General features: G+C 37.9%; 19 protein-coding genes and 1 riboswitch. Of the genes, 2 read left to right on the top strand and 17 right to left on the bottom strand.

Annotation, left to right across the window (positions count from 1 at the left end; genetic code table 11):
- Positions 1-8: 8 nt before the first annotated feature.
- From gatB to pcrA, 5 genes are all read right to left on the bottom strand, one after another.
- Positions 9-1,439, bottom strand: coding sequence for an Asp-tRNA(Asn)/Glu-tRNA(Gln) amidotransferase subunit GatB (gatB, locus tag IGJ93_RS05545; RefSeq protein ID WP_067484397.1), 1,431 nt, complete (start codon positions 1,437-1,439; stop codon positions 9-11).
- On the bottom strand, positions 1,436-2,908 hold the full coding sequence (gene gatA, locus IGJ93_RS05540) for an Asp-tRNA(Asn)/Glu-tRNA(Gln) amidotransferase subunit GatA (RefSeq protein WP_071868476.1): 1,473 nt from the start codon (positions 2,906-2,908) through the stop codon (positions 1,436-1,438). Before gatA ends, gatB begins: the two co-directional genes overlap by 4 nt.
- Positions 2,908-3,213, bottom strand: a complete 306-nt coding sequence (gene gatC, locus IGJ93_RS05535; RefSeq protein ID WP_067484390.1) for an Asp-tRNA(Asn)/Glu-tRNA(Gln) amidotransferase subunit GatC — start codon at positions 3,211-3,213, stop codon at positions 2,908-2,910. Before gatC ends, gatA begins: the two co-directional genes overlap by 1 nt.
- A 99-nt stretch (positions 3,214-3,312) precedes the next feature.
- On the bottom strand, positions 3,313-5,355 hold the full coding sequence (gene ligA / locus IGJ93_RS05530) for an NAD-dependent DNA ligase LigA (RefSeq protein ID WP_430597024.1): 2,043 nt from the start codon (positions 5,353-5,355) through the stop codon (positions 3,313-3,315).
- Positions 5,356-5,371: 16 nt separating this feature from the next.
- Positions 5,372-7,609 carry a DNA helicase PcrA gene (gene pcrA, locus IGJ93_RS05525; RefSeq protein WP_071868478.1) on the bottom strand — a complete coding sequence of 746 codons (2,238 nt, stop codon included), beginning with the start codon at positions 7,607-7,609 and terminating at the stop codon, positions 5,372-5,374.
- A 164-nt stretch (positions 7,610-7,773) separates the two neighbouring features.
- Here pcrA and IGJ93_RS05520 point away from each other — a divergent pair, with 164 nt between their 5' ends.
- Positions 7,774-9,309, top strand: a complete 1,536-nt coding sequence (locus IGJ93_RS05520; RefSeq protein WP_285700836.1) for a ClC family H(+)/Cl(-) exchange transporter — start codon at positions 7,774-7,776, stop codon at positions 9,307-9,309.
- Positions 9,310-9,341: 32 nt separating this feature from the next.
- Here IGJ93_RS05520 and IGJ93_RS05515 read toward each other — a convergent pair whose 3' ends face one another.
- The 9 genes from IGJ93_RS05515 to IGJ93_RS05475 form a co-directional block, all read right to left on the bottom strand.
- The gene (locus tag IGJ93_RS05515) at positions 9,342-9,584 is read right to left on the bottom strand and encodes an LPXTG cell wall anchor domain-containing protein (protein ID WP_075491038.1); all 243 of its coding nucleotides are present in this window, start codon (positions 9,582-9,584) and stop codon (positions 9,342-9,344) included.
- A 51-nt stretch (positions 9,585-9,635) separates the two neighbouring features.
- Positions 9,636-10,238: a hypothetical protein gene (locus tag IGJ93_RS05510; RefSeq protein ID WP_067484376.1), complete on the bottom strand. Its 603-nt coding sequence runs from the start codon at positions 10,236-10,238 to the stop codon at positions 9,636-9,638.
- Positions 10,239-10,259: 21 nt separating this feature from the next.
- The gene (locus IGJ93_RS05505) at positions 10,260-10,787 is read right to left on the bottom strand and encodes a hypothetical protein (RefSeq protein ID WP_244897512.1); all 528 of its coding nucleotides are present in this window, start codon (positions 10,785-10,787) and stop codon (positions 10,260-10,262) included.
- Positions 10,784-13,009 (bottom strand): hypothetical protein, encoded by a 2,226-nt coding sequence (locus tag IGJ93_RS05500; RefSeq protein WP_430597023.1) that lies wholly within the window; start codon positions 13,007-13,009, stop codon positions 10,784-10,786. The genes IGJ93_RS05505 and IGJ93_RS05500 overlap by 4 nt, the downstream gene beginning before the upstream one ends.
- A gap of 210 nt (positions 13,010-13,219) precedes the next feature.
- Positions 13,220-15,151 carry a PTS fructose transporter subunit IIABC gene (locus IGJ93_RS05495; RefSeq protein ID WP_067484370.1) on the bottom strand — a complete coding sequence of 644 codons (1,932 nt, stop codon included), beginning with the start codon at positions 15,149-15,151 and terminating at the stop codon, positions 13,220-13,222.
- Positions 15,152-15,169: 18 nt separating this feature from the next.
- Positions 15,170-16,084 (bottom strand): 1-phosphofructokinase, encoded by a 915-nt coding sequence (gene pfkB, locus IGJ93_RS05490; RefSeq protein WP_071868482.1) that lies wholly within the window; start codon positions 16,082-16,084, stop codon positions 15,170-15,172.
- Positions 16,081-16,833, bottom strand: a complete 753-nt coding sequence (locus IGJ93_RS05485) for a DeoR/GlpR family DNA-binding transcription regulator (RefSeq protein ID WP_071868483.1) — start codon at positions 16,831-16,833, stop codon at positions 16,081-16,083. The genes pfkB and IGJ93_RS05485 overlap by 4 nt, the downstream gene beginning before the upstream one ends.
- 168 nt (positions 16,834-17,001) lie before the next feature.
- Positions 17,002-17,190 (bottom strand): hypothetical protein, encoded by a 189-nt coding sequence (locus IGJ93_RS05480; protein WP_067484364.1) that lies wholly within the window; start codon positions 17,188-17,190, stop codon positions 17,002-17,004.
- Between the two features lie 10 nt (positions 17,191-17,200).
- The gene (locus IGJ93_RS05475; RefSeq protein WP_270660324.1) at positions 17,201-18,529 is read right to left on the bottom strand and encodes a hypothetical protein; all 1,329 of its coding nucleotides are present in this window, start codon (positions 18,527-18,529) and stop codon (positions 17,201-17,203) included.
- Between the two features lie 133 nt (positions 18,530-18,662).
- On the opposite strand from IGJ93_RS05475, the gene IGJ93_RS05470 reads away from it, so the two are divergent.
- Positions 18,663-18,827 carry an SPJ_0845 family protein gene (locus IGJ93_RS05470; RefSeq protein WP_086271020.1) on the top strand — a complete coding sequence of 55 codons (165 nt, stop codon included), beginning with the start codon at positions 18,663-18,665 and terminating at the stop codon, positions 18,825-18,827.
- A gap of 684 nt (positions 18,828-19,511) precedes the next feature.
- Here IGJ93_RS05470 and IGJ93_RS05465 read toward each other — a convergent pair.
- The 3 genes from IGJ93_RS05465 to IGJ93_RS05455 all read right to left on the bottom strand — a co-directional run bounded on the left by IGJ93_RS05465 (position 19,512) and on the right by IGJ93_RS05455 (position 21,871).
- On the bottom strand, positions 19,512-20,042 hold the full coding sequence (locus IGJ93_RS05465; protein WP_067484358.1) for a folate family ECF transporter S component: 531 nt from the start codon (positions 20,040-20,042) through the stop codon (positions 19,512-19,514).
- A gap of 29 nt (positions 20,043-20,071) precedes the next feature.
- A riboswitch (THF riboswitch) is annotated at positions 20,072-20,170 on the bottom strand.
- 9 nt (positions 20,171-20,179) lie between these two features.
- Complete coding sequence (locus IGJ93_RS05460) at positions 20,180-20,941, bottom strand: formate/nitrite transporter family protein (RefSeq protein ID WP_270345654.1); 762 nt, start codon at positions 20,939-20,941, stop codon at positions 20,180-20,182.
- A 51-nt stretch (positions 20,942-20,992) separates the two neighbouring features.
- Entirely contained in the window at positions 20,993-21,871 is an 879-nt protein-coding gene (locus tag IGJ93_RS05455; protein ID WP_067484353.1) for a YitT family protein, read from the bottom strand.
- Positions 21,872-22,041: the final 170 nt, after the last annotated feature.

Raw genomic sequence — 22,041 nt, 5'->3', positions numbered from 1 at the left:
TTTTCCTCTTAACGTTTCGTCAATTCATCTTTTAGTAGTTTATTCACAACACCTGGATTTGCTTGTCCTTTTGTTGCTTTCATGATTTGTCCTACTAAGAAGCCGACTGCACGATCCTTTCCGTTTTTAAAGTCTTCAACAGATTGTTCGTTATTATCTAAAATTTCATTGATAATTGGCAGTAATTGACTTGGATCAGATAGTTGGATCCAGCCATTGGCTTCAACGACTCCTTGTGCATCGCCACCTTTTGCGATTAACTCACGGAACACTTTTTTCGCAATTTTTGAACTGATTGTTCCGTCCGCAATCAAACGGATCATTCCTGCCAAGTTCTCTGGTGTTAATTGTGTTTCTGCTAATTCTAGTTTTTCACTATTTAAGTAGGCAGAAACTTCACCCATCAACCAGTTAGAAGCTTGTTTTGCATCTGCACCGTTTTCTAATGTCGCCTCAAAGAAGTCAGACATTTCTTTCGTTAACGTTAAGACCATTGCATCATACTCAGGCAATCCGAAATCATTGATATAACGTTGGCGACGTGATGCTGGTAATTCTGGTAATGTTGCTTTGACACGTTGAATCCACTCATCATCAATCACAAATTTTGGAATATCTGGTTCTGGGAAGTAACGATAATCACTTGATCCCTCTTTGACACGCATCAAAATTGTTTTATTTGTTGTTTCATCAAAACGACGAGTTTCTTGTTGGATTTCGCCACCAGAAAGTAAAACTTTTGCTTGACGTTTTTCCTCAAAAGCAAGTCCTTTTTTAACAAATGAAAGTGAGTTCAAGTTTTTTAGTTCTGCTTTTGTTCCAAATTCTTCTTGACCATAAGGACGTAAAGAAATATTGGCATCACAACGCATAGAACCTTCTTCCATTTTCACATCACTAACTTCAGTGAACTGGATGATTGAACGCAATGCTTCAAGATAAGCATATGCTTCTTCTGGTGAACGCATATCTGCTTCTGAAACGATTTCGATTAGCGGTGTGCCTTGACGGTTCAAGTCAACGTATGAATAGCCACCGATACCGTGCATGTTTTTCCCAGCATCTTCTTCTAAATGAACACGTTCGATTCTAATTTTTTTCTTTTGTCCTTCAACTTCAATCTCAATCCAACCATCGTGACCGATTGGTTGGTCAAATTGTGAGATTTGGTAAGCTTTTGGATTATCAGGATAGAAGTAGTTTTTGCGGTCGAAATGTGTATCTTTTGAGATTTCGCAATTCAATGCTAAAGCTGCCTTCATCCCAAACTCTAAAGCCGCTTTGTTCATTACTGGTAATACACCAGGGTAACCCCAGTCAATCACGTTTGTATTGCTGTTAGGTTCTGCTCCAAAATGTGCAGGCGCTGGTGAGAAAATTTTAGAATTTGTTTTTAATTCAACGTGGACCTCAAGTCCAATGACTGTTTCGAAGTTCATTCGCCTTGCCCCCCTAGAATAGCAGGTTGTTGCTTATGAAATTCTGTCGCTTGTTCAAAAGCATACGCTGCTTGATACATTGTTTTTTCTTCAAAATAATTACCGATTAGTTGTAACCCAACAGGAAGACCTTCTGAAAGTCCAGCTGGAATTGACATACCAGGAAGTCCTGCTAAGTTCACTGGAATTGTTAAAATATCACTCATATACATCGTAATTGGATCGTTGATATTTTCGCCGATGCCAAATGCTACAGTTGGTGAAGATGGTCCAATGATTAGGTCATAATCAGCAAAAACTTTTTCGAAGTCTTGTTTGATTAATGTTCTCACTTGGCCAGCTTTCTTGAAGTAAGCATCATAATATCCTGCACTCAATGAGAATGTTCCTAGCATAATCCGACGTTTTACTTCGTCACCAAAACCTTCCGAACGTGAGTTAACATACACATCTTCCAAATTTTTCACATTTTCAGAACGATAGCCAAAGCGAATACCATCGAAGCGTTGCAAGTTTGAACTTGCTTCAGATGAAGCGATGATATAGTAAACTGCTACACCATATTTTGAATGTGGCAAGCTAACTTCTTCGACCGTTGCACCTAATGAACGGAATGTTTCTGCCGCTTTCAATACTGCTTCTTTGACTCCAGGTGCCACACCTTCACCAAGATATTCTGTTGGCAAAGCAATTTTCATTCCTTTGATGTCACCAGTTAAGCCTTCAGCAAAGTTAGGTACAGAAACACCTGATGATGTTCCGTCTTTTTCGTCATATCCGCTGATTGCTGTTAATGCTAATGCATTGTCTTTAACCGTTCTTGTCATTGGTCCAATTTGATCTAATGAAGAAGCAAATGCAATCAACCCAAAACGTGAAACACGTCCATAAGTTGGTTTCATTCCAACGATTCCATTAAATGCAGCCGGTTGACGAATACTTCCACCTGTGTCGCTTCCAAGAGAGACAGGAATTTGTCCAGCAGCAACTGCTGCAGCAGAGCCACCTGATGAACCACCAGGAACTTTAGAATGATCCCAAGCATTTTTTGTTTTCTTGAAGTAAGAAGTTTCTGTACTTCCGCCCATAGCAAATTCATCCATGTTTAGTTTACCTACAGGAATCATATCTGCTTGATAGACTTTATCCATAACTGTTGCATCATAGATTGGGTCAAAATTATAAAGGATTTTTGATGCCGCTGTTGTCAACAAATCTTTCGTTACAATGTTGTCTTTGATCCCAATTGGAATACCTGCTAACACATTGTTTTCATCAATTCCTTTTTCATCTAATGCTTTTGCTAATTCAAGTGCTTTTTCTTCATTTAATGTAATAAACGCTTCGATTTCTGGTTCTGTTTCTTTAATACGTTCAAATGTTGCTCTCATTAGATCTTGTACAGTTATTTCTTTAGAAACAAGCATCCCATGCAATTCTTCTAATGAACGGTTGTATAATTCTGTCATTACGCGCCTGCCTCCCCATTATCAATAATTGCGGGTACCTTAATAAAACCATCTTCAGATTCTGGCACATTTTTTAATAACTCATCGCGACTCCAACCTGCTTGTGCACGGTCTTGACGCATTACATTCACTGTTTCAACCACGTTTGATGTGAATGGAACACCTTCTGTATCTACTTCTTCAAGCATTTCCACCATATCAATGATTTTACCTAATTGGTCTGTAAAACTTGCAAGCTCTTTTTCATCAAACGCAAGTTTTGCTAATTTGGCAACGTGTTTGACTTGTTCTTCACTAATCGCCATACTACCCCTTCTTTCTTAAACGAGTTAAAAACTTTGCTCTCTATTTTACCACAAGTGTGGAAGCACTGAAATTATTTATTGAAATTTATCTGAAAAAGCTTAGTTTTCGGTTTCCACAGGATGACTTTGTGCTAACGCTTCTGCCATCTTTTCTTCCGTCCAAATCTCACTTCCTAGTGATTCTGCTTTCGTCAGCTTACTTCCAGCTTCTTCACCTGCTACAACGATATCTGTTTTTTTAGAGACACTTCCAGTCACTTTTCCACCAAGATTTTCAATCGTAGCTTTCGCTTCTTCCCGCGTAAATTGAGTTAACTTTCCAGTTAGAACAACTGTTTTATCCTTGAATGGTGATTCTACTTCAGCTAATTGTTCCAAGCGAATGCCTTTGTAGTCAAAGTTGACCCCAGCAGCCTTTAATTCATACATCAATTCATGTACTTCTTCATTACTAAAGTACGTCACGATGCTATCTGCAATAATTGTTCCCATGCTATCAAGCGCAATGATTGACTCAAAATCACTCTGACTGATTGCTTCTAAATTACCAAAGTGTTCTGCCAAAATCTTAGCAGCTTTCGCTCCAACATGGCGAATGCCCAAGCCAAAAATTAACCGTTCGACTGAATTTCCCTTGCTGTTGGCAATTGCTGTCAGAATATTATTAGCAGCTTTTTCTTTAATCTTGTCTAACGTCAGCAATTCTTCTTCTGTTAGTTTATATAGATCTGCAACATCTGCGACTAGCTTTTTATCATACATTTGTTCAAGTACTCTTGGACCTAAGCCTTCAATATTCATCGCATTTCTGGAGACAAAGTGATTGAGCCCTTCTTTCATTTGTGCCGGACATTTTGGATTGATACAGCGAAGAGCAACTTCTCCGTCTAAATGGACTAGCTCGCTTTCACATTCAGGGCAATGTGTTGGTAATGGATAAGGTTCGCTATCTTTTGGTCGTTTGTCTTCAATCACGCGAGCAACTTCTGGAATGATATCTCCTGCTTTATAGATTAGTACCGTATCGTGCAGTCGAATATCTTTCATTTTGATGTAGTCGCCATTGTGCAGACTGGCACGGCTCACCGTAGTCCCCGCAACACGAACAGGGGTCATGACTGCCGTTGGCGTAACTACTCCTGTTCGACCAACAGTCCATTCAATTGTTTCGATGACCGTTTCGACTTCCTCTGGAGGAAATTTATACGCAGTCGCCCAGCGAGGAGCTTTGACCGTGAACCCAAGCTGGTCTTGAAGTGAAAAGTCATTGACTTTCACTACGATTCCGTCAATTTCATAAGGCAAATCAATTCGTTGATCATGAAACTTTTCAATATACGTCCAAACTTCTTCAATTGAATGACACAACTGTGCTTCATGATTGGTATGAAAACCAAGTTTCGCCAGTTCTTGCAATGCTTCGTACTGTGTTTTTGCTTCCATCGGACCAAAATCAGCTACAGTGTACAAAAAAGTATCCAAATTGCGCTTAGCTGCAATCTTTGAATCAAGTTGCCTTAATGAACCCGCCGCGGCATTCCGCGGATTAGCAAAAACATCATGACCAGCGGCTTCTCGTTTTTGATTTAACTCGACGAAGGATTTTTTTGGCATGAAGCATTCGCCACGAACCTCAATCGAAATTGGTTCGTTCAACCGCAAAGGAACGGAACGAACAGTTTTCACATTTTCAGTAATATTTTCACCGACCGTTCCATCGCCGCGAGTAGCGCCACGGACAAAGAGTCCATTTTCATAACGCAATGAAACAGAAAGCCCGTCAATTTTCAACTCACAGCAATAATCCACTGGATGACCAATCGCTTTTTGCACACGTTGATCAAAAGCAAACAATTCTTCCTTGTCAAATACATCATTTAAACTATAGAGTGGAATGTCATGCGTGACTTTCTCAAATCCTGCAAGAACACCACCACCGACCCTTTGAGTTGGTGAGTCTACGGTGATTAGTTCTGGATAATTTGCTTCGATTGCTACTAATTCTGCATAATGTTTATCGTAAACAGAATCTTCTACCGTTGGCTGATCTTCCACATAATATTCTCGGGACCAACGATTTAATTGTACACGCAATTCTTCTGCTCTTTTTGTTGCGTAATCAATCGTCATTTCTTGTGCCATCGTTTTCCCCCCACTATTAAACTTTTTCAATTGGTGCAAATGCCGCTAATAATCGCTTAACTCCTTGACCTTGAAATGCAACGTCTAATTCAAGATCTGTAGCTGTTCCATTTACTCGAACGACTGTCCCAACGCCCCATTTCTTATGCTTGACTTTGTCGCCAGCTTTCCAGCTATTGTTTTCGCCACCAGTCGCTGTTTTTGATGAAACAGTCGTCACTTGTGGCTGTTGATAACTAGGTGTAGTGGTTTTTGTCGTAAATGGAGAAATTTTCTTTGGTGTTGGTCGCATTCCTTGAATTTCCAATAAATCTTGGTCAATTTCGTCAATAAATCTTGAAGGACGATTGTATTGTGTTCGTCCATATAACGTTCTCGAAAAAGCATTGGTCAAGTATAAGACTTCTTCTGCTCTGGTAATTCCTACATAAGCTAAGCGACGTTCTTCTTCTAGTTCACTTTCTTCCATCAAAGCACGGGAAAGTGGAAAGACGCCTTCTTCTAGACCAATCAAAAAGACCACTGGAAATTCCAGACCTTTGGCCGCATGCAACGTCATTAAAGTTACTTGCGTCGTATCTTCTTCTAAATTGTCAATGTCTGAAACTAGCGCTAAATCATTCAAGAAAACCGTTAATTTTTCTTCAGGTGCATCTGCTGTTTCTTCATTCTGTTTTTCAAATTGTTTATCGAATTCTTGCGTAACACTTAAAAATTCTTCCAAGTTTTCTAGTCTAGCTTGTGCTTCTAGTGTATTTTGGATCTTCAAATCTTCTTGATAGCCACTGCGTTCCAAAACTTCTTTCGTTAAATCCGTAACAGATAAGTAAGGAACCATTTGTGTGACTTCATCAATCATCGCTCCAAATTCTGCTAATTGACGACCAGCTTTCCCACTAATATTTGCTAAGTCCACGTTTTGAGCTGCTTCTAACAATGCCCATTCATGAATTGAAGCAAATTGACGTAACTTATCAACTGAACCAGGACCAATTCCTCGCTTAGGCGAATTGACTACTCGTTCAAAGCTGATTGAGTCTTGCGGGTTGGCGATTACATTAAGATACGCCAAAATGTCTTTGATTTCTTTTCGATCATAGAATTTGTGTCCACCAACCATTTTATAAGGTATGTTGGCCTTTAATAGCGTTTCTTCCATTACACGTGATTGCGCATTTGTTCGGTAAAGAACTGCAAAGTCGCCATAATCTCGCCCGTTTTCACGCATTTCATGTTGCATTTTTTCAATGACAAAACGTGTTTCATCACGTTCATTATCGCCACGATAGTAGGTGATCTTAGCACCTTCTTGGTTTTCAGTCCAGAGATTTTTAGGTTTGCGGTTGGTATTGTTTTCAATCACTTGATTAGCAGCATCCAAAATTGTTTTGGTTGAACGATAATTTTGTTCCAATAAAATAACACTTGCATCAGGATAATCTTTTTCAAAGTCCAAAATATTTTGCATGTCTGCACCACGCCAGCCATAAATACTTTGGTCGGCATCTCCCACAACACATAAATTGCGGAAACGTCCTGCTAGTAAATTGACTAACGTGTACTGAGCATGGTTGGTATCTTGATATTCATCCACATGGATATATTGGAATTTATTTTGATAGTAAGTCAGGGAGTCTGGATGTTCATTGAACAAACGAATCGTATTCATAATCAAGTCATCAAAGTCCATACATTGATTGTATTGTAATTCTTTTTGATAAGCTTTATAACATTTAGCAGCAATTTCTTCATAATAGCTGCCTTGCATTTTTTCAAAGTCTTCAGGCATTTGTAAATTATTCTTGGCTTGAGAAACAGTTCCCAAAATTCCTCGAGGATCATATTTTTTAGGATCAATATTAAGCTCTTTTAAAATACGTTTCATCAAAGTAAGTTGTTCGGAAGAATCGATAATCGTAAAATTCCGATTGTAACCAATAAAATCAACATCTCTTCTCAAAATGCGGACGCACATTGAGTGAAATGTTGAAACCCAGACATCTTCGCCACCAAATTCCAAAATTGCGTTCACACGCTCTTTCATTTCTTTCGCGGCTTTATTGGTAAAAGTAATCGCTAGGATATTCCAAGGATTCACTTCTTTTTCTTCAATTAAATAAGCAATTCGATGCGTAAGAACGCGGGTCTTTCCGCTTCCTGCACCTGCCATCAATAACAACGGCCCCTCGGTATGAAGAACCGCTTCTTTTTGGCGAGGATTCATCCCCTGTAATAATTCTTGCTTGGATGACATTCACAACATCCTTTCTTTTATCAATCTCATCAATTATAGCATTTTACCACTCTTCATTAAACCAGCTAGCTGAAAATCATCCGAATTTCTGAAACAATTTTTTCGTCTCTCGTCAGAACAAAGATTTCATGCTAAACTAAAAGAAAGTGAGGGATAATTTTACGATGGAAAAACGATTTAAACGAATAACATTCGATGACACTCGAATTCTTTTTATTTTAAAAGGAATGCTTGTGGGTTTATTTGCTGGACTCGTGGTCAGTTTTTTTCGATTAGGGATTGAAACATTAAGCAAGAAGATTCAATTTTTTTATCAGCAAAGCCAGCAAACACCAAGCATTCTCATTGGCTTGTTTCTTTTTTCACTGGTTGCTGCTTTTTTAGTTGGTCAATTGATCAAGCATGAGCCTGCGATCAAAGGAAGCGGAATTCCCCAAGTGGAAGGTCAATTGCAAGGTGAACTAACTTATAATTGGCTTTCTGTTTTGTGGAAAAAAATGGTTGGCGGAATCTTTTCCGTCGGTTCCGGTCTATTCTTAGGGCGTGAAGGTCCTTCCATTCAATTAGGGGCAGCAGTCGGACAAGGTACGAGCCAACTTTTTCATTCTTCTAGCTCTGAAGAAAAAATTTTGATTTCAAGCGGCGCTAGCGCTGGCTTAGCCGCAGCATTTAATGCACCCGTTGCTGGATTGTTATTTGTCATTGAAGAAGTTCACCATTCATTTTCACCATTAGTTTGGCTCACTTCTTTTACTTCAGCAATTGTCGCAAACGCTGTTTCACTTTATTTTTTTGGACTGAAACCTGTACTTTATTTGGGGGCGTTGCCTTCTTTACCTTTTCATTATTATGGTGCTTTGATCATTTTAGGAATTATTTTAGGCCTTCTTGGTTTTATTTATCAAAAAACATTGCTCGCTTTGCCGCGATTTTACAAAAGAGTCCCCTTGCCTGAGTATTATCACGGACTCATTCCTTTTCTTTTGGTCTTACCAATCGGTTATTTATGGCCAACAATTTTGGGTGGTGGTAATCAAATCGTCGTGCAGTTAGGACAACTAACGCCGCCACTTCAAGGAATTATTTTACTATTAATCATTCGCTTTGTTTTCTCCATGGTTTCGTATGGTGGTAGTTTACCAGGAGGAATTTTCTTACCCATTTTGACATTGGGCGCCCTAATTGGCAGTCTTTACGGAAAGTTGCTTGTTCTTTATTTTGGAATGGATCCTGTTTTTGTTAAAGATTTCGTTGTGATTGCTATGGCGGGTTACTTTACAGCCATTGGAAAGGCACCTCTGACTGCAATAATCCTCGTGACAGAAATGGTTGGCTCACTCAATCATTTGATGCCACTTGGCGTTGCCTCTTTGGTTGCCTATATCGTAAATGATTTATTGGGTGGACATCCGATTTATGAATCTTTGCTTGAACGACTAGTTGACAATCAGCCAAAGCAATCATCTGGAAAGAAAACCACTTTTGATTTCCCTGTTACAGCTGAAAGTCAACTAGATGGCATGATGGTTCGCGATTTTAATTGGCCCAAAAATATGTTGCTTATTTCAATTTATCGAGGAAAAAAAGAATTGATCACTCATGGTGACACAGTAATGAAAGTTGGAGATATTCTGGTCATTTTGACAGATGAATCAAATATGGCATCAATCAAAAAAGAAATCCAACTAAAGTCTAGCTAGCATTTCAGCAAAAAAAGAGTGGCTATGAATTTTCATTCATACTCACTCTTTTTTTTATACCCATAGTTGAGACCAATTACTATAAAAACCAAAAGCATGCCAAGTACACTGAAAAAAACGTTTGACGAGTCACTTGTTTTGGGGAAGTCTTCAATCGTTCTCGTTTCTGTTTGTAATACAGTCTCAATGTTTTTTTCGTTACCTTCTTCCTGTTCAGCCGGCAAACTTTCAGAATCCATACCAATTGATCCTTTGATTTTTAGTGTCGTATCCATAAGTTATCACCTGCGATCCCTTTCAACACCAAAGCGAAGTTGAAAAATTCTTTACGGTGCAGTCCAAGAAACAGCATCTAATTGTAAAGTTAAATCAAATGTTGGTGCACTTTTGGCAGCTGTGCTTGAAGATAAGACTCCTTGGTAACCAAATGTTGTTTCAGACGCTGAAGTACTTTCACCAGCTGAAGTTAGTTTTCCTTCATTGTTTGCTAATGTAAATAATCGAGCTGGCGTTGTCTCAAAATCTGTGACTGATCCACTTGAAATTAATGCTGTATCACTTGCTTCAGGCGATACGAATTTCAAACTTGAAATCTCTGAGATCGACTCACTGTTGGTTTTTTCAAATTTTGTAATCGTCACATCTACGGGACGACCCGAATTATTTTTGATTGTATATGTTGGCGATTCAATATTGGTACGACCACTGATGTTATAGAAAATCGTCGCGGTATCTAAAGTTACATTGATCCAATCTTCACTCTCTTCATCAATTGTTTCTGTTGGATCCGTATTATCCAATCCAATCGATCCATTCACTTTGATTTCTGCACTACCGTCACCAATCACATCTTGTGCTTGAACTGCAATGGGAACCAATCCCCCTACGAAACTTCCTACAATAAACAAACTAGCTAATCTTTTTTTCATTTTCTTCTTTCTCCTTTTCAATCATTCAACTGTTAATGTAATTCCAGCGGCAACTTGCCCCTTTTTTTCGTTTGTCTCTGGATCATACAAACTGAATAATGCAACTGACGGATACTCCCCCTTTGTTAATGTCTGCTCTAAGGTGACATCTTTTATTTCATACCCAGGTTGAATTGCCCCGGAAGTATAAACAAGTTTATTCGTATGCTTTTCTCGAATCTCAACATTGATTGGATAATTGTTTTGGATGGAATTTTTAATCATCAATTTTCCTTGTAATGTTTGTTCGTCAATTTTCGCTTCTGGCGAAATCATCAAATTAAATTTACTTCTATCTACGGCTTTTTGCGCAAGTTTTTTTAGCTCTTTGTCAGATATTTTTTGTGCGTCTTTTTCTGCAGGTAAAAACTCACCGCTGACAACCGTTGTCGTTTCTGGTTTCACTTGGAAATATTGACGATAAATGAACCAGCTTGCGAGTAGCACTCCCAAGACAATCAAGATAATCATTCGTCTTTTCCTTTTATTCGTTTCGGTCTTTTCGATCATTTTGACTCTCCTTGAGGTGTCAAACTATAAGTAAATGTATAGTTTGTATCATATTTTTTAAAAATCGGGCCTGAATACTCTCCTTTTAAATAGATACCAAGTGGCTCAGTTAAAAATGGTGCTATCGTTAAGGAATCGACAGTATTTTCTCCTACTATTAATGGTCCTAATATAGTGTCATTGGTAGCTGCCAACTGAAGTCGTAATTGGTTGCTTTCTCCTGCTGTTACTTGATCAACTAACGTAATTGGTGACTCTACAGAAAGATCTTGAACAGAATCAATAGTAAAATCAATGGGATAGTTGCTCTCACTTAAAATTGGTTGAGCGGATTCCTTGGTGTCAAACGCACCCACTTCTCTCACTTGAAAAAGCAACTCCAAAGGAACCTCGACACTCAGCGGACTTTTTGCAATCTCCACCTCTTTTTCTACCCATAAACTTTCGCTAGCAAAAATTTGGAGTTCTGGGTCTTCATTGATTGTTCCAGAAATCTTTACATAGACATAATAAGAACCTGATATTAACTCTTCCACATGCCACGTTGAACTTGCTGAAGTTTCACTTGTTACCATACCTTGCGTTTCATCTGTCGCGTCTTCAATTTCTTGTTGCGCCGTTTCATTCTTGATTTCATCACCCGTCCATAGGCGTTCTTTGCTTAATTTAAATGTGTTGTTGGTTAACGTTCGTTCAGAAGGATCGTAATCCTTAATCGTTGTTATTAAGTTACTTCTCCCAACATCTACATCTGAAAAACTTTCCCAATCTATTATTTTGATTTTTTTCTGGTAAATCGCTTGTTTTAGTGACGGATTTTCAAAATAATTATCTGCTAATGTTAAAGTGGATGCTCCTGCTACTTCTTTTTTCAATAACTCCTGAGATGCACTTAAATAATTGAACTGATAGCCTCCAATTTCACCAACATTTCCATCTAAACGATTAAACGTCACATTTTTATTGAATAATCCCGTCGTGGCAGTATTCTTAAATCGTAGCCAATTCGGTTCATTGACATTCATCGTAATCGCTCCAGATGAAGTGATTCTTCCACCACTCAGTACAGTCATTTGCGAATCTTTTTGTGCGTTGATTTCTGCGCTTGCAGAGCTAGTATTTGTGAAAGTGAGTGCCTTATTATCCGTTTGTGTATAGAAAAACTCTGCTCCTTTGCCAATAGTTAGAATCAATCCATTGGAACCATATGTGAAATACGTTTTACTTGAAGTAAAGTCCACTTCAGCATCTTCTTCAAGGGTTACTCGCATCTTTCTATCGCCAGAACCTCCTGTACCATAACCATAAAGCAAACTCGAGTTTGCACTTGTCTGATGGTCAATTGTTGTCTTTGATCCTTTGGGAAAGAACAGGTTGTACCCTTCCATAAACTCTTGACTATTGCTACCAACCTCACTCTTAAAATGATTCTCCCCCATCATCGTGAAAGTAGATTCTGTGTTCCACGTCAGCAGAGGTTGCGCACCAGTTTTTCCATAGTAATTCACGTTTTCTAATGTTGCATCAAATTGAATCGCAGACGAACCTCCTGCACCAATAATTCCATAATAGCTTTGATTGCCATATACGTTTCCTTTATCATCCGTCAAAGTCGAGCTCCCAAAATTCAGATTTTTTATTTTGACTTGTAAACCTGAAACTTTTATTCGATAGCCCACATTCGCTTCAGTGGTACTCGAGCTGTTTTCATATAGCATATAGTTTCCTTGACCATTAATTTCAACACTTTTGTAAATCTCAAATACATCTGCACCTGAATAAACAATATTTTCCGTTAAATTAAGATAGTAGGTTCCTGTACCAACATCATTTTTGATTGCTGTCAGTACGTCTTTCAACTCACCCACAGTCCCAGCAGTGTAAGGATTCGTCACCGTTCCTTCGCCTATTAACGCAAAAGGAATCAACTGATTTTTTGTTTCACTAGACGAAATAGTTTTCTCTGCACTACTTTCTACCTTATCAACTGTTTCATCTGACGTTTCTGCATTTATAATTTCATCATTTTTTAATTCAGATGAAGAATGACTTTGCTCCGCTACATTCAAAAGCGGTACCTCTGAACTACTTTCCGTCAAAGATACCACCTGCTCATCTGCATCTGTGGTTTTTTCCAGTTCATCTGCAGTTATTTCTTTTATCGGCATTGTATACAAACAAATTAACATCAGCCAACAAACCGTCCATTTTCCCCATCCCATATCCAGTTCTCCCATTTTATTTTAATTAATATATGCAAAAAGTTAATTTTGCATGATAAATTTTATCATTATAATGATATGATACTATTTGCATTTTACAAGGTCAAACATTTATCGGCTACTTTCCGTTATTTCTTCAAACAAAAAAACCTCTCATCACCCTCCCCAAGAAAGAGTGACAAGAAGTTTTCGTTATTTATCTATCTAAAATTAAGCTTCAACAGCTTCTGGTGCTTTTCTTAATAATCCATAAATCACACCTGAAACAACTGCACCAATTGCAATAAAGACTAGGTACAATACAGGATGACTAAGTAGGAAGACAACGAAAATTCCACCATGTGGTGCTAATAATTTGATACCAAAAGCGCCAACTAAACCACCAGTTAAAGCAGAACCTACGATGAAGCTTGGAATTGCACGAACTGGGTCAGCAGCAGCAAACGGAATTGAACCTTCTGTTACAAAGGATAGCCCCATCACAATGTTTGTTAAACCAGCATCTTGATCTGCTTTACTAAATTTATTTCTGAATAACACAGTTGCAACGAAAATTGCTAATGGTGGAACCATCCCACCTGCCATAACAGATGCCATAACGACACTACCACCAGTTGCGACAGTTGTTGCAAGCGTTGCTGTACCAAACACGTAAGCTGCTTTGTTGATTGGCCCACCAAGGTCAGCAGCCATCATTCCAGCTAACAAAGCCCCAAGTAACGCAGCATTTGAACCACTCATACTTGTCAAGAAACCATTCAATCCATCATTGATTGCTTTCATTGGCACATTGACCATCAACATCAAGAAACCAGTAATCAATAGTCCAAAGACTGGGTAGAATAAAATCGTTTTGATTCCATCCAATGATTTTGGTAAGTTCTTGAAAACTTTACGTAAGAAGACAATGACATAACCAGCCAAGAAACCACCAATCAATGCACCTAAGAAACCAGCTCCACCAGCATTAGCTAATGCGCCTGCAGCAAAACCAACAACCAATCCAGGGCGGTCACCAATACTTGATGCAATAAACCCAGCTAAAACTGGCAACATGAAACCAAATGCCGCTTGTCCAATTTGGTTGAACCAGCTTGCCATTTGATTGTAATTCCCCAAGTTTGCCAATTGATCTTGTGGTACACCCATAAATTGGTCAATCATGAAGGAAAGTGCAATCGCAATCCCACCACCGATTACAAATGGAAGCATATGCGAAACACCGTTCATCAAATCTTTATAGATTCGTTGACCGATTGTTCCATCAGCATTTCCTTCATCTGATGAATCATTTTTACTATCGCCATGGAAAACAGGTGCATTCCCTTCAACAGCAAGATTGATTAATTCCTCTGATTTACGAATACCATCACTTACTGGACGGTTAACTAATTTTTTTCCATCAAAGCGATTCATCTCAACCTTTTTATCTGCTGCAACGATTACGCCATCTGCACGTGCAATATCTTCTGCAGTCAAACGATTTTTAATTCCTTCAGAACCATTTGTTTCAACTTTGATATCTACGCCCATCTCTTTTGCTTTTTTCTTCAAAGCATCTTCTGCCATGTACGTATGCGCGATTCCGGTTGGGCAAGCTGTCACAGCTACGACAAATTTTCGATCTGAATCAGTTAACGCTTCAATTTGTTGGGCAGCTTGTTCTGCCTTTTCTTCTGCTTCTTTTTCGTCCTCAGCTGTTTGGAAAAGTTCTTGCACTTCATCAGGTGTTTGAACTTCTTTTAGTTTTGCCACAAAATCCGGATTGATCAACAAACGTGATAATGCCGCTAAAGCTTGCAAGTGAGTGTCATTTGCGCCTTCTGGAGCAGCAATCATGAAAAATAGATAAGTTGGTTGACCATCGAGTGCTTCATAGTCAACGCCAGCCTTACTTTTTGCAAATAAAACTGTTGCTTCTTTAACTGCCGCATTTTTTGCATGCGGCATTGCAATTCCATCACCTAGACCTGTTGATGTTTGAGCTTCACGCGCCAAAATCCCTTGTTTATATGTGTCAATATCTGAAATACGGCCAGCATCATACATTTTTTGGACCATTTCATCAATAGCACCTGCTTTATCAGTTGCTTGCAAATCCATGATCATTGCTTCTTTGATCATCAAATCTTTAATATTCATGGTTATCCTCCTTAAAATTTAGTCGATTTTTGTAATTTCAACTTCAGGTAATAGTGAATCAATCATTTCACGAGAAGCTAAGTCATCAGAGAACGCTGTTGCACTTCCGCAAGCAACGCCCCATTTGAAAGCTTCGACTGCATCATGATGTTTGCTAAATGAGCCAATAAATCCAGCAATCATCGAATCTCCGGCACCAACTGAGTTTTTCAAAGGGCGTACTAAAACATTCGATTGGTAGGCACCTTCCTTAGTAAATAATAAGGCACCATCGCCAGCCATTGAGATTAATACATTTTGCGCACCTTCTGCCAATAACTTACGGCCATAAGGAATGATATCTTCAACTGATTCAAAAGTAGTTTGATACAACTCTGCTAACTCATGGTTATTTGGTTTGATTAATAATGGTTCTTTTGAAAGAGCATTTTTTAAATCCTCTCCCGTAGTATCAATCACAAAATCAGCACCTTTGTCACGGATGATTTCAATCAACTCTTGATAAAAACCTTTTCTAAGACTTGCAGGTGTACTTCCAGATAACACGACAATATCGCCTGCTTCAACCGTACTCAATGCTTGTTTCAATTCATTGATTTCTTCATTAGAGATAACTGGACCTAAGCCGTTAATTTCTGTTTCAGCATCTGATTTCAATTTGATATTGATACGTGTATCTTCATGGACTTTGGTAAACAAAGTATGAATTTGTTCTTTCTTCAACCAATCAGAGATAAATTCTCCGGTAAAGCCGCCTAGAAAGCCAAGAGCAGTTGAGTTTGAATCGATTCGTTTCAAGATACGAGAAACGTTGATTCCTTTGCCACCTGGTAATTTAAAATCTTCTGTCATGCGATTCAAGTCGCCTAATTTTAATCCATCCACACGAACAATAAAGTCAATTGATGGATTAAGTGTTACTGTGTAAATCATTGAATAGCCTCCTTAATTGTTGTCAGGTCACGATAATCTGCGACAAATTCTAATGGACAACGCTCGGTTACGATTGTGGCTGCCGCTAAAGGAGCAACAGAAGTAAAAGATAGCTTGTTAAACTTAGTTTGATCAATCAAGACAAATGCTTCTTCGGATTGTCTCATCGCAATTCGCTTAAGTGCTGCTTCTTCTGGGTCAGGGGTTGTAAATCCTTGAACCAAGTGCGCGCCGTTCATTCCCATAAACGCCTTGTTAAAATGAAATGCACTCAACTGTTCCACACTACTTGAACCCAATACCGCATTAGTAGATAGCTTGACTTGGCCGCCAAGGATAATCGTTGGTATTTGTAAATCAACTAAGTTAGCAGCATGCTTGACTGAATTGGTAACAACCGTCACATTTTTTCCTTGTAAAAACGGGATCATTTCCAACGTCGTTGAGCCAGCATCCAGATAGATGACATCATCTGATTCAATCAAATCAGCGGCTAAACGAGCAATTTGTTGTTTTTCTTGAACGTTTTTGAGCGTTTTTTCACTCATCGCTTGTTCAAATCCTAAAAGCTGCTCTTTTTTTGCACCACCATGAATTCTTTCTAAAAAACCTTCGTTCTCCAACTCTTGTAAATCACGGCGAATAGTGGACTCAGATGCATCTAACAAGGTTACAAGATCTTGCGATTTAACAATTTTGTGTTGCTCTAACAAGTCTAAAATTTTCTGTCTGCGTTCTTCTGTAAGCATTTCCACAACCTCCTCACGACAAATATTAACATAATAATTATTTGCTTGCAACACAAAACATCCAAAAACAATCACTATACTTCTAAAACGTTCAATCAGCACATTTTTTGAAAAAAACCGAAAAAAAGAGAGTCATCCTACAGATAACTCTCCTAACGTTACTATTCTTTATTGGTCTTTCTTGGTATAAATTGCTTGAACTTTCACTTTTCTTGATAATCGGTAATACATACCCAAGCCAGAAAACATAATCAAAAAGCCAACCAACGAACGAATTGAGAAATTTGGGATAAATAAAACCAATGCAGCTAATACGACTGTCGGACCCATCACACGATAATATAATTTTTTATCCATTTTTTCCACCTCATGCTCTCTGTATAGTTGTTAATGCTTCTAATTTACGATAATCTAAGAAAACGACCCTTAAATGATTGTCCCCTTTTTTCAAATCAAAGAAGATGGTTCCTTTTTTCTTTTTCTGTCGGCTTATTTGGATATCTGCTAATTGCTGCTTCATTTCAGCAATTGGTAAATTCGCTAAAGCTTCAGGAGGTACATATAATCTCAAAACCACTTGATAATCTTGATACTTTTCATCTTGGACTTCTACTTCCAAATATTCACGAATGTAATAGCAATAGGCTTGAATTCCTTCGTCCATTGCGACAGTTGGATCAATCATTTTGTAACACATCATTTGCGCACGGTTTTCATCAACCCAAGGAAAATAAGCTTGCGCATTTAACGCTCCTTTTACACGACGTTCACGATACTGATTTTGTTCGATATCATAGCTTCTTGTGACAAAGAAAGTTGCAGCTTTTTTTGGTACAGGTTGCATATTTTGATTTTGATACTGGACGGACTGGATTACTCGATCAGTGTATGCATATTCAATAAATGGTTCTTTCAGTAAGCCAACACCGTTATCCCAAGCCAAGTGATCAAAACCTAACTGGTCACGATAATAAGCTTGAAAACGAAGATTCTCTTTTTTTCGCCAATTAAATGGATTTTTGTAAAGCTGGATCTTCAATACCTGATTCTCTAGTTCAGTAATACTTTCCACTTGCTGAACATCAAGAAAAATTGGTTTTGGAATAACTTTGAAGTAAGCCGCACTGTAATACATCTCCCAACAAGAAGTCAGGCACAATCCGCGATAAAATAAATCATAGCCAGCAAAATGATTACAATCAACGATCACTTCTCCTTCCTGCCCTTTCATCTTAGGGAGGCTACCAATTTCTTCTTGTGTCTCAAATAATGTTCGTCGCTCAATTTCTTTTGTATTGTGTGCCAAGAATTCACTATAGGCACGTAAATAAGCAAATACACCATGAGTTGCCATTTTCATACGAAGATAGTCATGAATCAATGCTTCTTTTTCATTAAAGACTTGTTTATCAATCACATTTTTAATTAATAGTTGCTGATTTTCATAATGAAAGCTGCATTCATTTTCTTCGTTTCCAACTACGAAAAAAATTTGTTCATTCTCTACCGCTAACTCCAATGCCAATTGAAATTTTTTCAAATGAAAGGATTCAGTTGCTTCATGAAAAGGTCGAAAAAATGTCGGCTGGATCAATAAACGAATAAGTATACCCCAATCAGTTATTTCTTGGATTTTGTCACGTTCCTCTAGGTGGTTCATCTGGATAGTCATCAATAGTTTTTCTTCGCCAAACATTTTTCTCACCTCTTTCAAATCTTTTTATAATCTAATTATAACTAACAAACGCCAAAAACCAAAATTTTTCGACTTCATAAAATATAGTAGATTTTTAAGAATTACATGGTACACTATCAATGAGGTGATAAAAATGGGACTAAAATTCGAACGTACAGATAATCTCGACAAACTTTTCGAGTCATTCGCAGTGGATCCAGAGAAAAAAGTAGCTTCTAACGAAGAGATCAACCGTTTTTTAAAACCAGAAACTCCTGACACAAAAAAAGCGAACAAAGCTGCTAAACCAAAGAAGTAAAAACAAAAAAGAAGCTATCGCGTTTTTTAGTCAATGGAAGTCGAAACAAAAGAAACTTATTTCTGACTGATTCGGTTCATATAGAGAAACAATTAAATGATAAAAACAGCATTCGTTGATTCAAAAAAGATGATTTCAATTTTCTGTTAGAAAATTGAAATCATCTTTTTATTCGGGTCCTATTTTTTTGTGCTCATTTTCTCTGAAGAAAGTTTTTTCTATTTTTAAAAAAAATTGTCGCTCATCGTTCAAGATAAGAAAAATCCCAATCTTGAATTTTTTTGATTCTCTTCACTTTTTTTCCAATTGATTAATTTTTCTTTATTCTCCATCACTATATCTCCTCACCCATCTATTCATCTAATGAATAAAAACGATATAGCTAATTGATAGGAAAGTTTAGTCATCCTCGATACAACGCCTATCCAAATCAGCTATATCGATGAGTGACCTCGAAGTAAGTTCCTATTTTTTCATGCCCTTTCTGACGATAAAAGAAATTTTATTTTTCTCAAACGTCTTCTCCTGCACTCTAATCCAAAAGAATCAAAACAAAAAGAGTAGCTACCAGAATTTTGATACATGCTTCCTATACGATAGGTAAGATCAGCCAAATAATTTGGCTTAAAAGACAGGCATTCATCTAAGGTATCTACGCTTACGAAGTGTCATTCATTCTATTTTTTACGAAACGAATCGCTTACCAATTATTCTTATTGGAATGGCATTACCAAAGAAGAAGATAAGACTCGTTTGAATTGGCAACATCACAACTGCTTTGATTAAACGAACGGCCCAAAGTTTTCCATCCGTGAAAGGAATATCATACATTATGGACAGCCATAATGGTGTCAAAAACAGGCTAATAATCAAGGTGTTCACCAACACACAAAAAAAGGCATTTTTAAGTGTGACACTTTTTTTATAAAAGAAGAAACCATAGACACAGCCACCAATAAATGCGTTAAGTGTAAAGCCGATAAAGAATGGCGCTTTCCCTAACAAAGTATTTCCTATGATATCTGCAACAGACGCACCTACGCCCGTCCAAAAAGGACCAAACAGAGACGCCATAACTACTTCGGGGATAAAATCAAAGGTTATTTTTATTAACTGTGTTTCAAAGCCAAATACTTGAGACAATAGAACCATCAGAGCAATTAGTAAACTAATGGTTGTCAGAGCGTGTACATTTAATTTATTCATTACGAGCATCTCCTCTAGAGCTGCTACACAAAAATTCATGCAGCGAATGCGAGGGCAAAACCGCGAATACTTATTCTTCGTTCATAGAGCAACATCCCATCTCTTATGACACTTAACGCTTTGTCCTCTACTCTGTTATTTTTTATTTAATGATGAGTATAACTTAGATAGTAGAATCCGGAAACAAATGCAGATCCGCCAACAATATTTCCTAAATAAACGGGAATAAAGTTCTGAATAAAGTCCAGCCAAGTCCCACTGCTTTCAAAAATGGCTGCTGGAATGACAAACGCATTTGCCACACTGTGTTGAAATCCAATGGCGACAAAAACCATCACCGGAAACCAGATCCCTAAAATTTTCCCAGCTGTATCCTTTGCTCCATAACCTAACCATAAAGCAAGACCCACAAACCAGTTACAGCCAATACCTGAAACAAAAGCTTGAAAAAATGAACTCTCTACTTTATGCTGGGCAACATTGATTACTTGTTCTTGAAAAACACCGGTGTGAGTTAACCCGACAAAGTGACCAAAAAAATAGGCGACAAAAATGGCACCCACAATATTCGCAAGTGTAATGACTCCCCAATTACTTATTAATTCCTTTAGTGTCACTTTTTTTGCAAAAAATGCACAGCTAACTGCCATCATATTTCCTGTGACTAATTCACCACCTGCTAATAAGATGACAATCAGTCCAACTGGAAACACACTTGCTCCCACCAGACTTGCAAGGCTTGGGAACTCAACAGAAATTGATGCAGATACACGAAAATATGCCAGATATCCCAATGAAATCATTGCACCCCCGATGAACCCCAAGATTAGCTTTGCTAAAAGAGTTTTTTCAATTTTTTGACTCCCCATCCGAATACTGTGTTGTAGAATTTCATTTGGATTTAACATCGACCTATCTCCTCAACCTTCAAAAACTGATTTTCTATTTTAATGATTCATTTATAATATATCTAATTCTTCAAAGTGACTTAGAATTTTAATGTCTTGCGAGACACTAACAAACGCTTTTGGATCAACTTCTTTCATGATTTTTGCTAAAAGCTCCATCTCATAAAAAGTAATGACTGTAATCAAAATTGTTTGGGCACGATAATCATAAGCACCATATCCTTGGGGAATGACCGTAATTCCCCGCTTCAAAACCTTTTGTAATTCTGGGATGACGTGGTTTGGCTGTTGCGTAATCACCATAACTTGAACTTTTTGATGCTTGACATAGACTAAATCAGTTACCTTTCCACTGACAAAAATAGCAAGCAAACTATAAAATGCATAAGGCCAGCCAAACAGATAACCTGCAGTCAAAATAATTAGCCCGTTAATTCCCATTGAGATTGCACCAACACTTCGTCCAGTATGTTGTCTAAGTGTAATAATAAGTGCATCCATTCCTCCGGTAGCAATTCCATATTTCAATGCTAAACCTAAAGAAAATCCATTGATAACTCCACCAAAAATAGCACAAATGATGGGGTCATTCGTTAGCGAAACCGTTGGAACCATTGAAATAGCAAAAGAAGCAAAAGTTACAGAGATTACTGTAAAAAAGACAAATTTTTTATTTATCTTAACCCATGCTAAGATAAACATCGGAACATTCAACAAATAATAGATAACCGAAATAGACAACGTAAATCCTCCAGTTCGATCAAATAAAGTAGAAAGAATTTGCGCAATCCCAGTCAATCCGCCTGCATAAATATGTCCCGGTTGCCAAAAAAAGTTAAGGGCTATCGAATATAAGAATGCATAGATTAACGCGATAGTTACTTTTGTTACCAAATCTTGCCAAAACTTTTCTTGTTTTGCCTGAAACATGCTGCTACACTTCCTTCATTTCCTCATTGAAGACTTCACGTGCTTTATTTTCAACAAATGGCCATTTTTCAGATTCACCTAGCAAATACCTGCTGTTTTCTTTTGCTTTTGGTACTTCATATGTCAGCCTCCTCATTCAAGAATGCATTGCTGTAGGAAAACAAAAAGTG

The organism is Enterococcus sp. DIV0174 (assembly GCF_050529065.1).
GTDB classification, from domain to species: domain Bacteria; phylum Bacillota; class Bacilli; order Lactobacillales; family Enterococcaceae; genus Enterococcus_B; species Enterococcus_B thailandicus.
Note: the sequence above shows the minus strand (reverse complement) of the source record. Positions and strands in the feature narration are given on the sequence as shown.